Origin of the sequence: Campylobacter volucris, from assembly GCF_008245045.1 — a bacterium.
Lineage (GTDB): Bacteria > Campylobacterota > Campylobacteria > Campylobacterales > Campylobacteraceae > Campylobacter_D > Campylobacter_D volucris.
The window spans coordinates 108790-126228 of record NZ_CP043428.1 but is presented as its reverse complement, the minus strand read 5'-3'; the positions used below and the strand labels follow the sequence as shown (position 1 = coordinate 126228).

General features: G+C 29.0%; 18 protein-coding genes and 2 pseudogenes. 15 read left to right on the top strand and 5 right to left on the bottom strand.

All coding sequences use genetic code 11. The annotated features are described in order from the left end of the window. The first annotated feature begins 23 nt into the window (after positions 1–23). Positions 24–782, top strand: coding sequence for a 3'(2'),5'-bisphosphate nucleotidase CysQ family protein (locus CVOLT_RS00760; protein ID WP_039666218.1), 759 nt, complete (start codon positions 24–26; stop codon positions 780–782). Then, on the top strand, positions 782–1432 hold the full coding sequence (locus tag CVOLT_RS00755) for a hypothetical protein (protein ID WP_039665000.1): 651 nt from the start codon (positions 782–784) through the stop codon (positions 1430–1432). The genes CVOLT_RS00760 and CVOLT_RS00755 overlap by 1 nt, the downstream gene beginning before the upstream one ends. On the opposite strand, the gene CVOLT_RS00750 is transcribed toward CVOLT_RS00755, so the two are convergent. The 3 genes from CVOLT_RS00750 to CVOLT_RS00740 are packed head-to-tail and all read right to left on the bottom strand — an operon-like array spanning position 1425 to position 3367. Beyond that, on the bottom strand, positions 1425–2201 hold the full coding sequence (locus CVOLT_RS00750; protein ID WP_039664999.1) for a UDP-N-acetylmuramate dehydrogenase: 777 nt from the start codon (positions 2199–2201) through the stop codon (positions 1425–1427). The two genes, CVOLT_RS00755 and CVOLT_RS00750, sit on opposite strands and share 8 nt — an antisense overlap. Continuing rightward, entirely contained in the window at positions 2198–2467 is a 270-nt protein-coding gene (gene fliQ / locus CVOLT_RS00745) for a flagellar biosynthesis protein FliQ (protein ID WP_132038062.1), read from the bottom strand. The genes CVOLT_RS00750 and fliQ overlap by 4 nt, the downstream gene beginning before the upstream one ends. Positions 2468–2506: 39 nt before the next feature. Beyond that, positions 2507–3367 carry a menaquinone biosynthesis family protein gene (locus CVOLT_RS00740; RefSeq protein WP_039664997.1) on the bottom strand — a complete coding sequence of 287 codons (861 nt, stop codon included), beginning with the start codon at positions 3365–3367 and terminating at the stop codon, positions 2507–2509. 111 nt (positions 3368–3478) lie between these two features. Here CVOLT_RS00740 and recA point away from each other — a divergent pair, with 111 nt between their 5' ends. The 4 genes from recA to CVOLT_RS00720 all read left to right on the top strand — a co-directional run bounded on the left by recA (position 3479) and on the right by CVOLT_RS00720 (position 6696). Continuing rightward, positions 3479–4513 carry a recombinase RecA gene (gene recA, locus CVOLT_RS00735; protein ID WP_039664996.1) on the top strand — a complete coding sequence of 345 codons (1035 nt, stop codon included), beginning with the start codon at positions 3479–3481 and terminating at the stop codon, positions 4511–4513. Then, positions 4513–5757: a phosphopyruvate hydratase gene (eno, locus tag CVOLT_RS00730; RefSeq protein WP_039664995.1), complete on the top strand. Its 1245-nt coding sequence runs from the start codon at positions 4513–4515 to the stop codon at positions 5755–5757. Before recA ends, eno begins: the two co-directional genes overlap by 1 nt. 71 nt (positions 5758–5828) lie before the next feature. Then, entirely contained in the window at positions 5829–6032 is a 204-nt protein-coding gene (locus CVOLT_RS00725) for a hypothetical protein (RefSeq protein ID WP_052243140.1), read from the top strand. Then, a complete protein-coding gene (locus CVOLT_RS00720) occupies positions 6019–6696 on the top strand; it encodes an AMIN domain-containing protein (protein ID WP_229238122.1) in 678 nt (225 codons plus the stop codon). Before CVOLT_RS00725 ends, CVOLT_RS00720 begins: the two co-directional genes overlap by 14 nt. 8 nt (positions 6697–6704) lie before the next feature. Here CVOLT_RS00720 and CVOLT_RS00715 read toward each other — a convergent pair whose 3' ends face one another. Continuing rightward, positions 6705–7088, bottom strand: coding sequence for a group III truncated hemoglobin (locus tag CVOLT_RS00715; protein WP_039664993.1), 384 nt, complete (start codon positions 7086–7088; stop codon positions 6705–6707). 105 nt (positions 7089–7193) lie between these two features. Between CVOLT_RS00715 and cheQ the strand changes: the two genes are divergently transcribed. Further along, positions 7194–7670, top strand: a complete 477-nt coding sequence (gene cheQ / locus CVOLT_RS00710; protein WP_039664992.1) for a cheVAW transcriptional regulator CheQ — start codon at positions 7194–7196, stop codon at positions 7668–7670. A gap of 3 nt (positions 7671–7673) precedes the next feature. On the opposite strand, the gene CVOLT_RS00705 is transcribed toward cheQ, so the two are convergent. Further along, on the bottom strand, positions 7674–7832 hold the full coding sequence (locus tag CVOLT_RS00705) for a highly acidic protein (RefSeq protein WP_039664991.1): 159 nt from the start codon (positions 7830–7832) through the stop codon (positions 7674–7676). Positions 7833–7926: 94 nt separating this feature from the next. Between CVOLT_RS00705 and moaC the strand changes: the two genes are divergently transcribed. The 8 genes and pseudogenes from moaC to CVOLT_RS00670 all read left to right on the top strand — a co-directional run bounded on the left by moaC (position 7927) and on the right by CVOLT_RS00670 (position 17304). Next, positions 7927–8403: a cyclic pyranopterin monophosphate synthase MoaC gene (gene moaC / locus CVOLT_RS00700; protein WP_039664990.1), complete on the top strand. Its 477-nt coding sequence runs from the start codon at positions 7927–7929 to the stop codon at positions 8401–8403. Further along, positions 8378–8641 (top strand): HP0495 family protein, encoded by a 264-nt coding sequence (locus CVOLT_RS00695; RefSeq protein ID WP_039664989.1) that lies wholly within the window; start codon positions 8378–8380, stop codon positions 8639–8641. The genes moaC and CVOLT_RS00695 overlap by 26 nt, the downstream gene beginning before the upstream one ends. Positions 8642–8649: 8 nt before the next feature. Continuing rightward, on the top strand, positions 8650–9771 hold the full coding sequence (locus CVOLT_RS00690; RefSeq protein WP_039664988.1) for a hypothetical protein: 1122 nt from the start codon (positions 8650–8652) through the stop codon (positions 9769–9771). Positions 9772–9821: 50 nt separating this feature from the next. Next, positions 9822–10400: pseudogene (locus CVOLT_RS08190) on the top strand (cache domain-containing protein); the annotation flags it as partial. Between the two features lie 195 nt (positions 10401–10595). Further along, positions 10596–11792, top strand: coding sequence for a methyl-accepting chemotaxis protein (locus CVOLT_RS08185; protein WP_417903407.1), 1197 nt, complete (start codon positions 10596–10598; stop codon positions 11790–11792). Positions 11793–11905: 113 nt separating this feature from the next. Beyond that, entirely contained in the window at positions 11906–13882 is a 1977-nt protein-coding gene (locus tag CVOLT_RS00680; protein WP_132038064.1) for a methyl-accepting chemotaxis protein, read from the top strand. A gap of 666 nt (positions 13883–14548) precedes the next feature. Continuing rightward, positions 14549–15943, top strand: a complete 1395-nt coding sequence (locus CVOLT_RS00675; protein ID WP_039664986.1) for an aspartate ammonia-lyase — start codon at positions 14549–14551, stop codon at positions 15941–15943. Between the two features lie 28 nt (positions 15944–15971). Beyond that, positions 15972–17304 (top strand): annotated as a pseudogene (locus tag CVOLT_RS00670) (anaerobic C4-dicarboxylate transporter). The last annotated feature ends 135 nt before the right edge of the window (positions 17305–17439 follow it).

Below are 17439 nucleotides of genomic sequence, written 5' to 3'. Positions count from 1 at the left end.
GTTTTATATGTTATACTTTGATCATGAAAAATTTAGACACACTTTTACAATTAAGCTTAAAAGCAGGTAAAGAAGCTGCAAAAATTTTATTAGAATATAAAAACAAAAACGAAATTTGGGTTAAAGATGACAATTCTCCTGTTGGCTTAGCAGATATAAAATCTAACGAAGCCATTAGTGAAATTTTAGCTTCAAGCGATATAGCCATATGTTCAGAAGAAAACATACTCTCTTATGAAACTAGACAAAATTTAGAATATTTTTGGCTAATAGATCCTTTAGATGGAACTAAATCTTATGCTAAAAACGACAAAGAATATTGTGTTTTAATAGCTCTAATCCATAAAAATCGTCCCATTCTTTCACTGATAGTAGATGTAGAAAATGACGCATATTATTATGCTCATACTCATACTAAAGTATATAAAAATGATAATTTACTTAATATTAGTGATGAAGCTTATAAAAAAGTGCAAAACATTGCTTTATATTCTAAAAATCATGATAACAACGAAGAATTTTTTATCCAAAATAAACTAGAAGGTATAAAAGTATCTTCTGCTTTAAAATTTGTATATTTACTTGAAGCTAAGGCTGGAATTTATCCTCGTTTTGGTGGGCCAAAAGCTTGGGATATAGCTGCGGGTGATTTTTTAATCATTCAAAATGGTGGAATAATGCAAGATTTTGATCAAAAATTATTAGATTATAACACCAAAGATCTTTCTTTACCAAGCTTTATAGGCTTTGCTAAAAAAGAATATAAACTCAAAGGTTTTTAGTGAAATTTTTTGTTGTATTTTTATGTTTAGTTAGTGCTATTTTTGCTAGTTCATTTGAAAATAAAAAAATCATAAAATTAGATACTAAAGATGAATTTAACATCATTGATTTAAATCAAAATATTAATTATGAAAAACTTTCTAATATCACTACTATAGCTTTAGTTCCAAGCTATGAAAAAGAATACAATTTTTATTTTTCAAATTTAAAAATCAATGCTTATAAAATGGCTAAAGATACCTTAATAGCCTTAAACCACGCCATCAATGAAAAAAATAATTTTATCTTGCTAAGTCAAAAAGAAAATCAAAGCTATATTGACTCTCAAAACATCATACATCCACAAAAAAATTTCATCGATGCTAGTGATTTTTTAGAATTTAATCGTTTTAAAAAAGCTGATTTTATTGTTTTAATTGATTTAAAAAATATAAAAGCCACTCAAAGAAATTTTTTATTCTTTTCAAATTTTGATGTTTTAGTTGATATAGAATATAAAATATATAATGCCAAATCAAACAAACTAAAAGATCATAAAATACTACAAATTCAAAGTCAATTTAGCTCAAGTAATAAACAAACATCTTATCAAGAATTAGTACAAAACATAGCTAATGAAATTTACAATGACTTGCAAAATTCTATATAATTACCACTTCTTCTTCTAAATTTATACCAAATTGTTCAAACACTCTTGTTTTAGCTAGGTTAATTAAATACATTGCATCATCAAAACTTGCATGTTTTTTATTGATTAAAAAATTTGCATGTTCATCACTAAACATAGCATCGTTTTTACTAAAACCCTTTAAACCTACTGCTTCTATAAGTCTTCCTGCGTGATCTTGAGGCGGATTTTTAAATACTGAACCAAAACTTGCTCCTTTTGGTTGATTTTTTCTAGCATTTTTTAAAAGCTCATCTTTGTTTGTATCAAAGCCATATTCTAAAAAAAATTTAGCGCTAAACATTATTTGCACAATAGGATTAAATCTATAATCAAAAGCTATGTCTTGTTTTAAAATTTCTTTATCAAAAATTCTAATACTAAGCAAATTTTTGCTGATATTTTCATCTTTTAAACCCGCATTCATTTTCAAAATTCCGCCCAAAGTTCCTGGGATATTTCGTAAAAATTCAAAACCTTTAAGGTTATTTTTTTTAGCAAAATTGTATATATTAATCGCTTTGCTTGCACATCCTATTTCTAAAAAATAACCTTTTTCGTTTTGATCTAAAATTTCAATATAATCAAATTTTTTTCCCAAAACCGCAATATTTTTTGGCTTAGAAGATACTAAAAGATTGTTGGCTCCGCCTATTAAAATTCCATCAAATTGGCAAAGTTCTTCTAAAACTTGAACTTCAAAACTTTGCCCTATTCGCACAGAAGAATATTTTGAAAAATCAATAATCATCGTATAAAACTTGGAATGTGATTGATCATATTAATAGTAAAATCCATCATAGAACTTATCATCCAAGGCATTAAAAACACTATCACGACAACAACAAGTAAAATTTTTGGCACAAAAGAAAGAGTAGCTTCGTTAATTTGAGTAACAGCTTGAAAAATACTTATAATCAAACCCGCAACAAGTCCAGCTAACAACATAGGTAAAGAAAGCATAAGGGTGATTTTAAAAGTTTGCACACCTAAAGATACCAAAGTATTTTCCATCACTTTTCTCCTTTATTTAAAACTAAATTCTACCAAAAATTTTTAAGAATTTCTAAATTCTTCATACTCACTAGGTATAAGATAAGCCCTACTTTTAATTAATACATCATAAAATTTATGATCATATCCTAACTCAAAAAGTTTATCTATAGCATCAAATTGTCTTTCGTTCATATTGATTGAATTTTTATTTGCATATAAATTTAAATATGTGTCTAATTTTTGTGCATCAACGCGTATTAAATTTCTCTCCATTAGCATCGGTGCTAAAATTTTTCTATTATCATCAGCTACTTGCACAGCCTTGATTAAATCTTTTTCAATAGCAATAGCATCATTTAAAGGTAAAGATCTTCTAAGAGCCATCCCACCTAGTGGCAAAGGCAAATCATCTTTTGCTAATTCTTGCCATATATCCCAAAGTTCAGCTTCTACACATAAATTATTATCAAATTCTAAAATGCTCTCATGTATCAACACTCCTGCATCCACTTCATCGTTTAATACTGCTTTTTCAATCTCTAAAAAATTTTTATATACGATTTTAGCTTGTGGATATTTAATGCGAAAAATCAAAGCATTGCTAGTATGTGCTCCGCTTAAAGCTACTTTAAAATTTGTTTTTAAAGTTTTATTCTTTTTTTTGATAAGCTTTGGACCATAACCTTGCCCAAAACTCACAGCTGTTTTTAACAAAGCATATTCATTTGCTATCAAAGGATATAACGCAAAAGAAATAGCACTAACATCATAAATATTTTCTAAGGCAAATTCATTTAAAGTTTGTATATCTAAAGCCGTATTTTCATACTTATAAGCATTTCCAACCCAACCAAATTTTATAGCCATATACATAAAAATATCATCAGCATCAGGAGAGTGAGCAACACTAACTTTTTTCATATTATTCCTTGATCAATTAATAAAGAATATTTTAACAAATTTAAAGAATAAAACTTACATTAAATTTCTTTTTGATACAATTTTAAACTCAGTTTAGCAAGGAAAATAATTATGGATGATAATAAAAGAAAATCTTTAGATGCGGCTTTAAAAAGCTTAGATAAAACTTTTGGAAAAGGCACTATTTTAAGACTTGGAGATAAAGAAGTTGAAAAAATTGATTCTATTCCTACAGGTTCAGTTGGACTTGATCTGGCTTTAGGGATAGGCGGGGTTCCAAAAGGAAGGATTATAGAAATTTATGGACCTGAAAGTTCAGGTAAAACTACACTTACCTTACATATCATCGCTGAATGCCAAAAAAAAGGCGGAGTTTGTGCTTTTATAGATGCTGAACACGCTCTTGATGTAAAATATGCAAAAAATTTAGGCGTAGATACAGAAAATTTATATATTTCACAGCCTGATTTTGGAGAACAAGCTTTAGAAATCGTTGAAACCATAGCAAGAAGCGGAGCTATTGATTTAATAATAGTAGATAGCGTTGCTGCACTTACTCCAAAAGCAGAAATAGAAGGCGATATGGGAGATCAGCATGTTGGTCTTCAAGCTAGATTGATGTCTCAAGCATTAAGAAAATTAACTGGAATAGTTCATAAAATGAATACCACAGTAATTTTCATCAATCAAATTCGTATGAAAATAGGCATGATGGGCTATGGAACCCCAGAAACTACAACAGGTGGAAATGCGCTTAAATTTTACTCTTCAGTGCGTTTAGATGTTAGAAAAACCGCTACTTTAAAACAAAATGATGAGCCTATTGGAAATCGTGTAAAAGTAAAAGTAGCTAAAAATAAAGTAGCTCCTCCATTTAAACAAGCTGAATTTGATGTGATGTTTGGAGAAGGCATAAGCCGTGAAGGTGAGTTGATAGATTATGGTGTGAAACTTGATATTATTGATAAAAGCGGTGCTTGGTTTTCTTATAATGCTTCTAAACTTGGACAAGGTAGAGAAAATGCAAAAGCATTTTTAAAAGAAAATCCTACCATAGCCGATGAAATCACTCAAGCTATACAAAATTCTATCGGTATTGATAATGTTATTTTAGGTTCTAAAGACGACGAAGAAGGAGAAGAATAATGATAGTGATTGAAGATGTAAGGGCGTTTGAAGTTTTAGATAGCAGAGGTAATCCTACTATAAAAGCTGAAATCATGCTAAGTGATGGAAGTGCGGGCAGTGCTATAGTTCCAAGCGGAGCAAGCACAGGTAAAAAAGAAGCCTTAGAACTTAGAGACAATGATGAAAGATTTGGCGGTAAAGGAGTTTTAAAGGCTATAGAAAATATTAATGGCACCATAGCTGAAAATATTATAGGACTTGATGCTTTTAATCAAACTCAACTTGATTTTACTCTATTAGAACTTGATGGAACAAAAAACTACTCAAACCTAGGAGCTAATGCGACTTTAGGAATTTCTATGGCCACAGCTCGTGCAGCAGCCAATGCTCTTAAAATTCCATTATATCGTTACTTAGGTGGAGCTAATGCTAGTGTATTACCTGTACCAATGTGCAATATCATAAATGGCGGTGCTCATGCTAATAATAGCGTGGATTTTCAAGAATTTATGATTATGCCTTTTGGTTTTTCATCTTTTAAAGAAGGCTTAAGATCAGTTTGTGAAATCTATGCAGTATTAAAAAAAGAACTGGCTAATTTAGGACATTCTACAGCTTTAGGAGACGAAGGTGGTTTTGCTCCAAATTTAGCAAACAACACTGAACCGCTTGATCTTTTAATGACTTGTATTAAAAAAGCTGGTTATGAAAATAAAATCAAATTAGCTTTAGATGTAGCAAGTAGCGAACTTTATAAAGATGGAAAATACCACTTAGAAGGAAAAAGTTTTTCAAGCGAGGATTTAATAGCGCGTTATGAAGAGCTTTGCTCAAAATATCCAATTTATAGTATAGAAGATGGCTTAGCCGAAGATGACTATGAAGGATGGATAAAATTAACCCAAAAACTTGGTCATAAAATACAACTTGTTGGAGATGATTTGTTTGTAACCAATGAAGAAATTTTAAAAGATGGAATTTTAAAAAACATGGCCAATGCTGTATTAATCAAACCAAATCAAATAGGCACCATCACTCAAACTATGAGAACAGTTAGATTAGCTCATCGAAATAATTATAAATGCATTATGAGTCATAGAAGTGGTGAAAGTGAAGATGCGTTTATAGCTGATTTTGCAGTAGCACTAAATACAGGACAAATCAAAACTGGAGCTTTAGCAAGAGGCGAAAGAACTGCAAAATACAATCGTTTATTAGAAATTGAACTAGATAATGATGAATATTTAGGAGATAAACTCTGAGCGAATTATTAAAAGAGTATGATGAGCATTCTAAGAAAAAAGAAGCTCGTCAAAATCTCATCAAAACTATTATGCTATCTTTTGTAGCAATAATTGTTGCTATATATTTTGGCAATATGTTTTTTGGCAAATCATCTTTGGATGTATTATTAAGCTTAAAACAAGAGCAAAGAAATTTAGAAAATAAAATTGATGTCTTAAAAGCAAAAAATGCTCAAGCACAAAAAGAATACTTGCAACTTTTAAGACTCAAAGGAGCAAATGTTGAAAATTAAATTTTTTATACTTTTTGTATTATTTGCAACACTTTTAAATGCAAAAGATAATCCTTTTGATAACAATATCGAGAAGAAAAATTTTGAATTTGCACAATTTAGTCCTTTTCAAAGACAAGATTTTAATTTTGATTCTAATGCAAGGATTTTAAAAAATATCACCATTACTTATATAAATCTTGATGGTTCAGAACAACAAATGACGCTAGATATTAACAAAAGTATAGATTGGCATGATAATTTTGCATTTATAAAAAGCAAAACACCTAATGCCACACCTATTCTTGATGTATCGGTAACAGTTGATAAAAAATCTAGTAAAAAAGTTGAAGAAAACAACACCACTGTAAATATAGAAACACCGCTATTTACAGGAGATATTTATAATTTTATTTCTCTTAGTTTTTATAATAATAAAATCAATATTAAAACAAGAGATAAAATGCTAAGAAATTTATCCATTGGAGATCCTACAAAAATCATCATTGATTTTGCAAAAAATCAAAACTTTAACACCAAAACACTACAAGTTAATACAGCTAATGTAAAAAAAGTTGTATTTGGATCCCATAAAGGTTATTATAGACTAGTAATATACTTGGATGGAAAATATGACTATGAATACTCTAAAGGTAAAAATCTTCATGTATTTAATCTCATCTAAGACCTATCTTAGATGAATTTATGATCATAAATAATCATTTGAAATCTTTGAGCAATCATTTTTGCTCTTTCTAACATCATATTTCTTGGCTCATCTGTAAAAATTTCAGCCAAACTTTCATCAAACAATCCAAGCCAAATATCAAAAAATTCTCTTGGAAAAGGAGGTAAATCATGGTGAGCTTTTAAAGGCGATCCATTATATCCACCTTCACCCAAAAACATACCTTTCCAAAAACTAGCTATTTTTTGTTTATGTTTAGTCCAACTTTCTTCATCATTACCAATGGCTTGATTAAAAATTGGAGCTAAATTTTTATCTTTTCTAACCTTAGCATAAAAAATATCCATCAATTTATCAATACCTTCTTGGTTAATGCTATCAAATTTCATTCATTTTTCCTTTTCTTTTTTATATATTTTAATCTATTTGAAAAATAAAAATATAAACATAGGTCAATTTTTAGTATAATTTTGAAAAAACAAAGAAAAACTTTAATGACTTATACTATTTTACCGCCTAATCAGTTTTTGGATGATTATATTTTAAATGTAGAATTTTATCATTTAGCAGGTATTTCCAAAAATGCTTTTAAATTTTGGAAAAACACTCAAGCTGCAAAATATCAAGGCGCTAGAGTGATTTTTTTGCACAAAAAAAATATCTTGCATAAATACCAACATATCATAGATCAATGCACCAATTTAAACGGATTTGTATTAGCTAGTGCGTTTTGTTCTTTTACGACTTTAGCGCCTTCACATTTAGTTGAAAAAAATAATTCTCAAATTTATAAAATTTTACAAATAAAAGAAATCCAAGGTATAAAATTTGTAAATTTAAAAGCATTTTATGATTTTTTAAATTTAAGTTATGATTGCAATATATATATAGAAAAATGTCATTTCTTTAGCCCCACACCATTAGAAAAAAGAATTCAAATCACTCCTTCTTTATGTGTGGGGTATTATTAAAATTTAATCCATTTCATAAGTATCATCATCACCATAATCATCCTCATACTCATAATCATCCTCATCATAATTATATGTTCTTTGATTACTAGCATAAGTATCATCATCTAAATCATCATAATTTTCATCTTCATAATCTTCAAATTCATCTTCATATGCCATTAACAATCCTTTAATATTTTTTGTAGTATTTTTATATTTTAATATAAAAATACATATTTTGATATAATTTTTTAAATTTCAATCAAGGAAAAAAATGAATTTAACACATTTAGATGAAAAAAATCATCCTAAAATGGTAGATGTTAGCTCAAAAAATATCACCACAAGAGAAGCAACAGCAAGTGGAAAAATTTACATGAGCAAAGAAGCTTTTGAAGCTATTATAGAAAATAAAGCAAAAAAAGGACCTGTTTTACAAACTGCAATTATAGCAGCCATTATGGGAGCTAAGCAAACTTCAAACCTTATACCAATGTGCCATCCTTTAATGATATCTAAAGTTCAAACTCATTTAGAAGAAAATACAAATGAGCATTCTTTTAAACTTTTTGTAACCGTAAAATGCGAAGGAAAAACAGGAGTTGAAATGGAAAGCTTAACAGGAGTAAGTATAGGACTTTTAACTATTTATGACATGGTAAAAGCTATTGATAAAAGTATGCAAATTACAGATATAGTATTAGAAAGTAAAGAAGGAGGAAAAAGTGGCAAATATTTGCGAGCTCAATAAAGAACCTATTATAAATTACCCTACTTTTTGGGATTATAAAGTAGTAGTAGAAGCAAATGTAGATATATTAGAAATTTTCAATGAAATTTTCAATGAAAGAGAATTTAAATATAAAATGTCAAATACTAGCAAAGAAGGCAAATACAAAAGCTACTTATTAAGTGTGTATGTAGATAGTAAAGATGATCGTTTAAATATTTTTAATCAATTAAAAAATAAAACTAAATTTGTACTTTAAGGATTAAAATGAAAAATTTATCATTAATTTTTGAAAATTCTATTTTAGCAGCACAAAAAGAAAATATACCCGAACTAATTAGCGAATTAGCTTTTAATCTAAGCTATAAAAAAATTTCCACAGAGCATATAAGCAATGAAACATTGCTAGCAAATTTTATCAGTATTTTACAAAAACTAGATCTTGCTAATGAAGAAAATATAAGTAAACTCATACAAGCTATCACTCAAGCAAGAGTAGAAGATGATAAAAAGACATTTTTTAACTATCTAAATGAACTTGGGAAATTAAAAATCAAAATAGAAGAACAAAAAGATTCTATAAAAAGCAAGATTTGTGAAAATTTTGTTGATTTAGAAAAAGCTTTAGAAAATTTAAATTTAAATCATTTTCACATTAGCATTAATGATGCAATGCTTTATGATATAGAAATTTTAGGACTTTTAAAAGAAACAGCAGAAAATGCTTTTATAACGACACTAGAAAAAGGCGAAGATGTAGAGCTTACAAGCTGCGAAATAGCTAAAAATTTAGTATTTAATGCCATATGTGAAGGTGATTTTGAAACTAAAAGAATCCTCAATATCTCAAAAGTTGTTTTGATTGCTGCGTTTGAACTTGCCAATGAGTCCAAAGCCTTTGCTTATGATTTATGTATAGGAGTTATTTATGGAACACAAGAGGGAATTTCTTTAGCTGTGGATAAATTTAAGGCTAATTTTGCTTATTGTGTTTTAGAGCAAGATTTAAAACAAAAAGAAAAAGAGCTTATAGACATAGAACGCGATTTTATACAATTATTAAAGAATATAATTTTATCTATAGATAATCCTGTTAAAGATATATTAAAAGATTTACTTCATAACAAATTTGACACCTTATTTGCTAAATTTAAACGCCTTATACAAGAAAATAGAGAACAAATTTTAATAAAAATAAACGAATTAAAACAAAATCCAAAAATTGACGACTTTAGTAAATTTGCTCAAAGTAAGCTAAATCTTTTAGCAAAAGAACTTAATGAACTTGAAAAAATAGCTAGTAATAAATATAAAAAACTTGATAGAGTTGATGCAAAAGAATTAGGAAAAAGACTTTGGGAAAAAGCAAAAAAAATAAGAAAAAAATAAGAAATTGTTAATTATTATTTTAATCTTAAAAAAATATATTGGAGTTTTAAATGGGTATCAAAATTAAAATATCTTTAATTGCAAATTTTATTGCAGCAATTTGTTTATTAATTTTAGGAGTAACGACTTTCTTTTTTGTCAAAAATGCACTACTTGAAGAAATTACAGAGGCTGAAACAAATTATTTAAAGTCAACAAAGAATTTAATGGCAGATTTTAGACAAAATACCTCAGATTCTATACAAAAATTATCAAAAATTGTTTTAAATCATCCCTATTCTGATCTTGAAAATGAAACGAATATGGTAAAAAGTTTAGGTGCTGAATTTAAAGCTTTCAGAGATGCAAGTGGATTTTTAGCAGTTTATATAGGTGCTCCAAATGGAGAACTTATCACCAGTGATCCAAGAAGTGATGAAAAGGCGCTTAATGCTTATATATTTGGTAAGGCCGACAAATATGACGCAACAACTAGAGGTTGGTATAAGGGTGCTAAAGAAAAAATGGGGATTTTTATTTCAGATATTTATATTGATGTAGCTACCAATCTTCCTTGTTTTACTTATTCTGCACCCTTGTATAAAGATGAAAAATTTATAGGAGTTTTAGGGGTTGACATCTTAGTAACAGATCTTCAAAATAAAATAGAACGATTACCAGGGACATCTTTTGTTTTTGATAAATCAAATTATGTATTTGCTTCCGCAAATAAAGCTTTTTTAGGAAATAATGCAAATATTCCAAATGTATTAAAAGGATTTTCTAGTACTGGAGATTTTCAACCTTTCCATTACACAAGAATTCAAGGTGGTGAAAGATTTGCTATGTGTACCACAGAAGATGCTTATACTATATGCCTTTCTGAATCTTTAGATAAAATAGAAGAAGCTGTTTATGATATTGCAACTATACAAAGTATAACAGTTATTGTCATAATAACAATTAGCATCATCTTACTTTACTTCATCATATCTTATTACCTCTCCCCACTCCAAAAAATCCAATCAGGTCTTAACTCATTCTTTGACTTTATCAATCATAAAACCAAAGATTCTAATCTAATAGATGTTAAAACCAATGACGAATTTGGAGCTATAGCTAAAGCTATCAATGAAAACATCACTAAAACTAAAAATGCTTTAGAACAAGATGCTAAAGCAGTAGAACAATCGGTTGAAACAGCTAAAGAAATAGAACATGGTAATCTAACAGCAAGAATTACAGCAATTCCTGCTAGTCCTCAATTAGTAGAATTAAAAAACGTATTAAATAATATGCTTAGTGTATTAGAAGAAAAGGTTGGTTCTAATATGAATGAAATCAACCGTGTATTTGATAGCTATAAAGCATTAGACTTTACTACAGAAGTAAAAGATGCTAAAGGTGAAGTAGAAATTACTACTAATGTATTAGGACAAGAAATCATACAAATGTTAAGACAATCTTCTGAATTTGCTAATTTACTTGCTACTGAAAGTGGTAAATTACAAAGTGCAGTAAAAGACTTAACTGATTCTTCATCTTCTCAAGCTTCTTCTTTAGAAGAAACAGCTGCTGCTTTAGAAGAGATTACTTCTTCTATGCAAAATGTTTCTTCTAAAACTAGTGAAGTAATTGCTCAAAGTGAAGAGATTAAAAATGTTACTTCTATTATTGGAGATATTGCTGATCAAATCAATCTATTAGCATTAAATGCTGCAATTGAAGCAGCACGTGCTGGAGAACATGGTCGTGGATTTGCTGTTGTTGCTGATGAAGTTAGAAACCTAGCTGAAAGAACTCAAAAGTCTTTAGGTGAAATAGAAGCTAATACTAATATCTTAGTTCAATCTATTAATGAAATGGGTGAAAGTATTAAAGAACAAACTACAGGTATTACTCAAATTAATGATGCTGTAGCTCAAATTGATCATGTAACTCAAGAAAATCTTAAAATAGCTAAAGATAGTGCTGCAATATCTGAAAATGTTAATCAAATTGCTAATGATATCTTAGAAGATGCTAGGAAGAAGAAGTTTTAGTGTAAGCTAAAGCTTTGATTATAGTAAAACATCTGTTCTTTACTGATGTTTTACTGATTAATTATACAAACAAATAAAAATACTAAATTTCATTTTTAAAAGGATGTTAAAATATGAAAATAAAAAGTATTGTTTCAAAAGTAAATATATTAGTTGGAATTTTATTTTTTATCACAATCATTATTATAAGCACTGTAGCATATTTTCAATCAAAACAAAGTAGTTTTGAATATTTAAGAGAAAATCACAATAAAGTCTTATTTGATGTTGGTTATATCTTTAACACTTATGAAGCAGACAATCAATCAGCTATAAAATATTTGGCTAATTTTGCAATAGAAAATCACATTTTAGATGATGAAAAAGAAATTTTTAGTGCATTAAAACTAACTCAAGAATTTGTTGGTTTTGAAATAGTATTTCTAGTAACAGAAGATGGCGTTACATATGATAGTAGAGGAGTTAAAAGAACTTTAAGCAGTGGTTTTGATGGTAGAAGTAGATCATGGTATATAGGTGCAAAGAAAAATATGGACTTATTTACTAGCGGACCTTATAAATCAACCACTTTAGGCGTAGAAGGTATAGCATACTCAACACCATTAATTATAGATGGAAAATTTAAAGGAGTTGTTGCTGGTATTTATGGTTTGGAACAATATTCAGCAGATGCTTTAGAAGTAGGCAAAACAGAAAATTCATTTGTTGCAGTATATTCTCAAGATGGAACAACTATGTTTCATCAAGATCCAAAACTTATACTAACCAAAACAGTTTTAGGGCAAAACATAGCCAAAGCTATTACTGATGATCCTGGTCTTTTAGATCCTGAAAATATCGACACTTTATTTTATGCAAAAGATGATAATGGTGTTGTACAAGCTGTATTATGCGATAGAACACCAAATCCAAATATCAATATTTGCGCTATGGTGGAAAATGATACCTATACAAAAGCTAGCGATTTAGCACTTAAAACTCAACTTATTATTGGCTCTATTGCATTAATTGCTGCACTAATCTTAGTTAAAATTTTCGCATCTTATCTACTTGGTCCAATTTTTGTTATCCAATCAGGTCTTAACTCATTCTTTGACTTTATCAATCATAAAACCAAAGATTCTAATCTAATAGATGTTAAAACCAATGACGAATTTGGAGCTATAGCTAAAGCTATCAACGAAAACATCACTAAAACTAAAAATGCTTTAGAACAAGATGCTAAAGCAGTAGAACAATCGGTTGAAACAGCTAAAGAAATAGAACATGGTAATCTAACAGCAAGAATTACAGCAATTCCTGCTAGTCCTCAATTAGTAGAATTAAAAAACGTATTAAATAATATGCTTAGTGTATTAGAAGAAAAGGTTGGTTCTAATATGAATGAAATCAACCGTGTATTTGATAGCTATAAAGCATTAGACTTTACTACAGAAGTAAAAGATGCTAAAGGTGAAGTAGAAATTACTACTAATGTATTAGGACAAGAAATCATACAAATGTTAAGACAATCTTCTGAATTTGCTAATTTACTTGCTACTGAAAGTGGTAAATTACAAAGTGCAGTAAAAGACTTAACTGATTCTTCATCTTCTCAAGCTTCTTCTTTAGAAGAAACAGCTGCTGCTTTAGAAGAGATTACTTCTTCTATGCAAAATGTTTCTTCTAAAACTAGTGAAGTAATTGCTCAAAGTGAAGAGATTAAAAATGTTACTTCTATTATTGGAGATATTGCTGATCAAATCAATCTATTAGCATTAAATGCTGCAATTGAAGCAGCACGTGCTGGAGAACATGGTCGTGGATTTGCTGTTGTTGCTGATGAAGTTAGAAACCTAGCTGAAAGAACTCAAAAGTCTTTAGGTGAAATAGAAGCTAATACTAATATCTTAGTTCAATCTATTAATGAAATGGGTGAAAGTATTAAAGAACAAACTACAGGTATTACTCAAATTAATGATGCTGTAGCTCAAATTGATCATGTAACTCAAGAAAATCTTAAAATAGCTAAAGATAGTGCTGCAATATCTGAAAATGTTAATCAAATTGCTAATGATATCTTAGAAGATGCTAGGAAAAAGAAGTTTTAATAAAATAAAGCTTTGATATACTACAAAATAATAAAACAATAATTTAAGTCTATATAGATAATATATAGACTTAAAATATAAGCTTAAGAGGTTTTTTAAAACTAAAACTTATAAAACTTATAAAATCTATAATTAAAACCTATAATATTATAGGTTTATTATATTAGTAGTGTTGTTGATTTTAATATAAGTAAAAAATTAAATGATTAAAACATCAAAATTGATAGCTTATTAACTCTATAAATAAATAATTATTCAAGATGGGTTTGGTTAAATTTACTAACTACTTTTAAACTATATATGTTTTTAAACATACACCATCTATTTTTAATTTATAGTATTGGTTTAGGTTTGTGCAAAAATAATTTGTATTTACAATTACAAAAGAAAAATATAAAACTTTCAAATATTTTCTATACGCAATGATTACTTAGTAAAATCAATATATTGAAGATATATTATTGTTTATTTTTTATTAATTTTTAAATTTATTAAAGCGATAAAAATTAATTGATAAAAAATGGAGTAATATTGTCCTTTTATCCATAATTTTTTAGAAGATTTTTATTAAAAATTATAAAAATTTATGCGACTTTTATAACATTTTATTATATAATACCCCCAAGTTTATAAATAAAACTTAAATAATCCCACAAGGAGAATGTCATGGGAACAAGAAAAGAACACGATTTTATCGGGGAGTTAGAAATTTCTGACGAAGTTTATTATGGAGTGCAAACTTTCAGAGCTTTGGAAAATTTCAAAATGAGTGGAAGAGTTTTAAAAGAATATCCATTTTTTGTAAAAGCTTTTGCTCAAGTTAAAAAAGCTGCAGCTTTAGCAAACAAAGAGCTAGGAACAGTTCCAGCTGATAGAGCTGATTATATAGTAAAAGCTTGCGATCGTATTATTGCAGGTGAATTTTTAGATCAGTTTGTTGTTGATATGGTTCAAGGTGGTGCAGGTACTAGCACTAATATGAATGTTAATGAGGTAATTACTAATGTTGCCCTTGAAATGATGGGTCACAAAAAAGGAGAATACCAATATCTTCATCCAAACGATAATACAAATTTTGGTCAATCAACAAACGATGCTTATCCAAGCTCTATCAAAGTAGCAGTTCATGCTAAAATAGGCGATTTATTAGAAGCTATGGAAGTTCTAAAAAAAGAATTAGAAATCAAAGCAAAAGAATATAAAGACATTCTAAAAATAGGAAGAACCGAACTTGAAGATGCTGTGCCAACTACTTTGGGCAATACCTTCAATGCTTTTGTTAGTTATTTAAAAAGCGATATAGAAAAAATCACAAAAGCAAGAGAGTCAATGACTTATTTAAATTTAGGTGCAACAGCTATTGGAACAGGAATTTGCTGCCATCCTGATTATAAAAATGTAGTTGAAAAACACTTAAGTGCTATCACAGGAACTACTTTTAAACCAGCTGAAGATTTTATAGCTGCTACTCAAGATACTGCTGATTTTGTTCATGTAAGTGGTGCTTTAAAAACAGCTGCAGTTAGACTTTCTAAAATCGCAAACGATTTAAGATTAATGAATTCAGGACCTAGATGTGGATTAGGCGAAATTAATCTACCACAAATGCAACCAGGAAGCTCAATCATGCCAGGTAAAGTAAATCCTGTTATCCCTGAAGTTGTAGGAGAAGCTTGCTATGAAGTTATAGGTAATGATGTTACCATTACTTTATGCTCAGAAAGAGGAGAATTTGAACTTAACGCATTTGAACCAGGCATTGCTTATGCATTATTTAATTCTTTAGTTTTACTAGAAAATGCTATGCTTACTTTAGCTAATAAAGCTATCAAGCACTTAACAGCAAATCCTGAACAATGCAAAGAAACTATGTTTAACTCGGTAAGTTTGGTAACTGCTTTAAATCCTTATATCGGTTATGAAAAATCAGCTTCTATTGCAAAAGAAGCTTTAACAACAGGTAAAAAAGTCGGTGATATCTGTTTAGAAAGAGGATATTTATCAAAAGAAGAAATTGATAAAATTTTAACCCCAGAAAATATGCTAAATCCAAAATTATAAAAACCAAACAAAAAGGAGAAATTTTACAATGGATATTTCACTGATACTACAAATTGTAGTCTTTTTAGGTGCAATTTTTATAGGTATCCGCTTAGGTGGCATAGCAATAGGCTATGCTGGCGGATTGGGTGTGGTTATTTTAGGACTTGTTTTAGGTATGAAACCAGGTAATATTCCTTGGGATGTTATCTTGATTATTGCTGCAGCTATTGCTGCAATTTCGGCTATGCAGCAAGCTGGTGGTTTAGATTATATGGTAAAAGTTACCGAAAAAATTCTACGCAAACATCCAAAATTTATTAATTATCTTGCTCCAACTTGTGGTTGGTTGCTAACTTTATTAGCAGGAACAGGTAATGCAGTATTTTCATTAATGCCGGTAGTAATTGATGTTGCAAAATCGCAAAATATCAAACCTTCATCACCACTTTCATTAATGGTAGTTGCTTCACAAATTGGTATTACAGCTTCTCCAGTTAGTGCTGCGGTAGTGTATATGACAGGTGTTTTAGAGCCACTTGGATGGAGCTATCCTGTTTTACTTGGAATTTGGATTGTTACAACTTTTGTTGCTTGTATGGCTACAGCTTTCATAGTAAGCTTAATCACTCCTATGGATCTTAGCAAAGATTTAGTATATCAAGAACGCTTACAAGCAGGTCTTGTAAAAAGTGCTTCAGATGTTTTACATAGCGAAGACAAACCAGGAGCAAAACTTTCAGTAGCAATATTTTTAATCACAGTATTATGTGTTGTTCTTTATGCTACAGCAATTTCAAATAATATCAAATGGATTGATCCAGTTGTTATCCCAAGAGATGCTGCGATTATGAGCTTTTTATTGACTGCTGCGACTTTGATTACATTCTTTTGTAAAGTTGAACCAGCTAAAATTTTAGATACAAGTGTATTTAAATCAGGAATGACAGCTTGTGTGTGTATTTGGTGTTGCTTGGCTTGGAAATACTTTTGTTTCAGGACATGAAGCAGCTATTAAAGATGTAGCAGGTGAATGGGTTAAACAAACTCCAGCTATGCTTGCTGTTGCATTTTTCTTTGCTAGTATGCTTTTATATTCTCAAGCAGCTACTGCAAAAGCCATTACTCCAGTTATTGTTACTGCATTAGGAATTTCTGTTACCAATCCAAGCGATTCTTATATGTTAGTTGCTTGCTTTGCTGCTGTTTCAGCATTATTTGTTCTTCCAACTTACCCTACTTTATTAGGTGCAGTTCAAATGGATGACACAGGCACAACAAGAATTGGAAAATTTATTTTTAACCACTCTTTCTTTTTACCAGGTGTATTAGCCATTGCTATAGCTGTTTCTTTAGGATTTTTAGCTGTAGGAATGATATAAACTACAAACCACTTTTCATTTTTTGAAAAGTGGTTTAACTTCTAATTATTTTTTATATCTTTATTTATAAACTTACAATTTAAATTTTTACTATAGCAATTGATTTATTTTATAATGCAAGAAATATTTAATTTA

Bases quoted from the DNA above. Each gene is read 5' to 3' on its own strand.
- CVOLT_RS08185 (WP_417903407.1), top strand. From the start codon at position 10,596: ATGTGTACCACAGAAGATGCTTATACTATATGCCTTTCTGAATCTTTA.
- CVOLT_RS00725 (WP_052243140.1), top strand. From the start codon at position 5,829: ATGCTATCTTTTGTAGCAATAATTGTTGCTATATATTTTGGCAATATG.
- CVOLT_RS00715 (WP_039664993.1), bottom strand. From the start codon at position 7,088: ATGAAATTTGATAGCATTAACCAAGAAGGTATTGATAAATTGATGGAT.
- eno (WP_039664995.1), top strand. From the start codon at position 4,513: ATGATAGTGATTGAAGATGTAAGGGCGTTTGAAGTTTTAGATAGCAGA.
- CVOLT_RS00750 (WP_039664999.1), bottom strand. From the start codon at position 2,201: ATGATTATTGATTTTTCAAAATATTCTTCTGTGCGAATAGGGCAAAGT.
- CVOLT_RS00720 (WP_229238122.1), top strand. From the start codon at position 6,019: ATGTTGAAAATTAAATTTTTTATACTTTTTGTATTATTTGCAACACTT.
- cheQ (WP_039664992.1), top strand. From the start codon at position 7,194: ATGACTTATACTATTTTACCGCCTAATCAGTTTTTGGATGATTATATT.
- CVOLT_RS00760 (WP_039666218.1), top strand. From the start codon at position 24: ATGAAAAATTTAGACACACTTTTACAATTAAGCTTAAAAGCAGGTAAA.
- CVOLT_RS00705 (WP_039664991.1), bottom strand. From the start codon at position 7,832: ATGGCATATGAAGATGAATTTGAAGATTATGAAGATGAAAATTATGAT.
- CVOLT_RS00675 (WP_039664986.1), top strand. From the start codon at position 14,549: ATGGGAACAAGAAAAGAACACGATTTTATCGGGGAGTTAGAAATTTCT.
- CVOLT_RS00690 (WP_039664988.1), top strand. From the start codon at position 8,650: ATGAAAAATTTATCATTAATTTTTGAAAATTCTATTTTAGCAGCACAA.
- CVOLT_RS00740 (WP_039664997.1), bottom strand. From the start codon at position 3,367: ATGAAAAAAGTTAGTGTTGCTCACTCTCCTGATGCTGATGATATTTTT.
- recA (WP_039664996.1), top strand. From the start codon at position 3,479: ATGGATGATAATAAAAGAAAATCTTTAGATGCGGCTTTAAAAAGCTTA.
- CVOLT_RS00680 (WP_132038064.1), top strand. From the start codon at position 11,906: ATGAAAATAAAAAGTATTGTTTCAAAAGTAAATATATTAGTTGGAATT.
- moaC (WP_039664990.1), top strand. From the start codon at position 7,927: ATGAATTTAACACATTTAGATGAAAAAAATCATCCTAAAATGGTAGAT.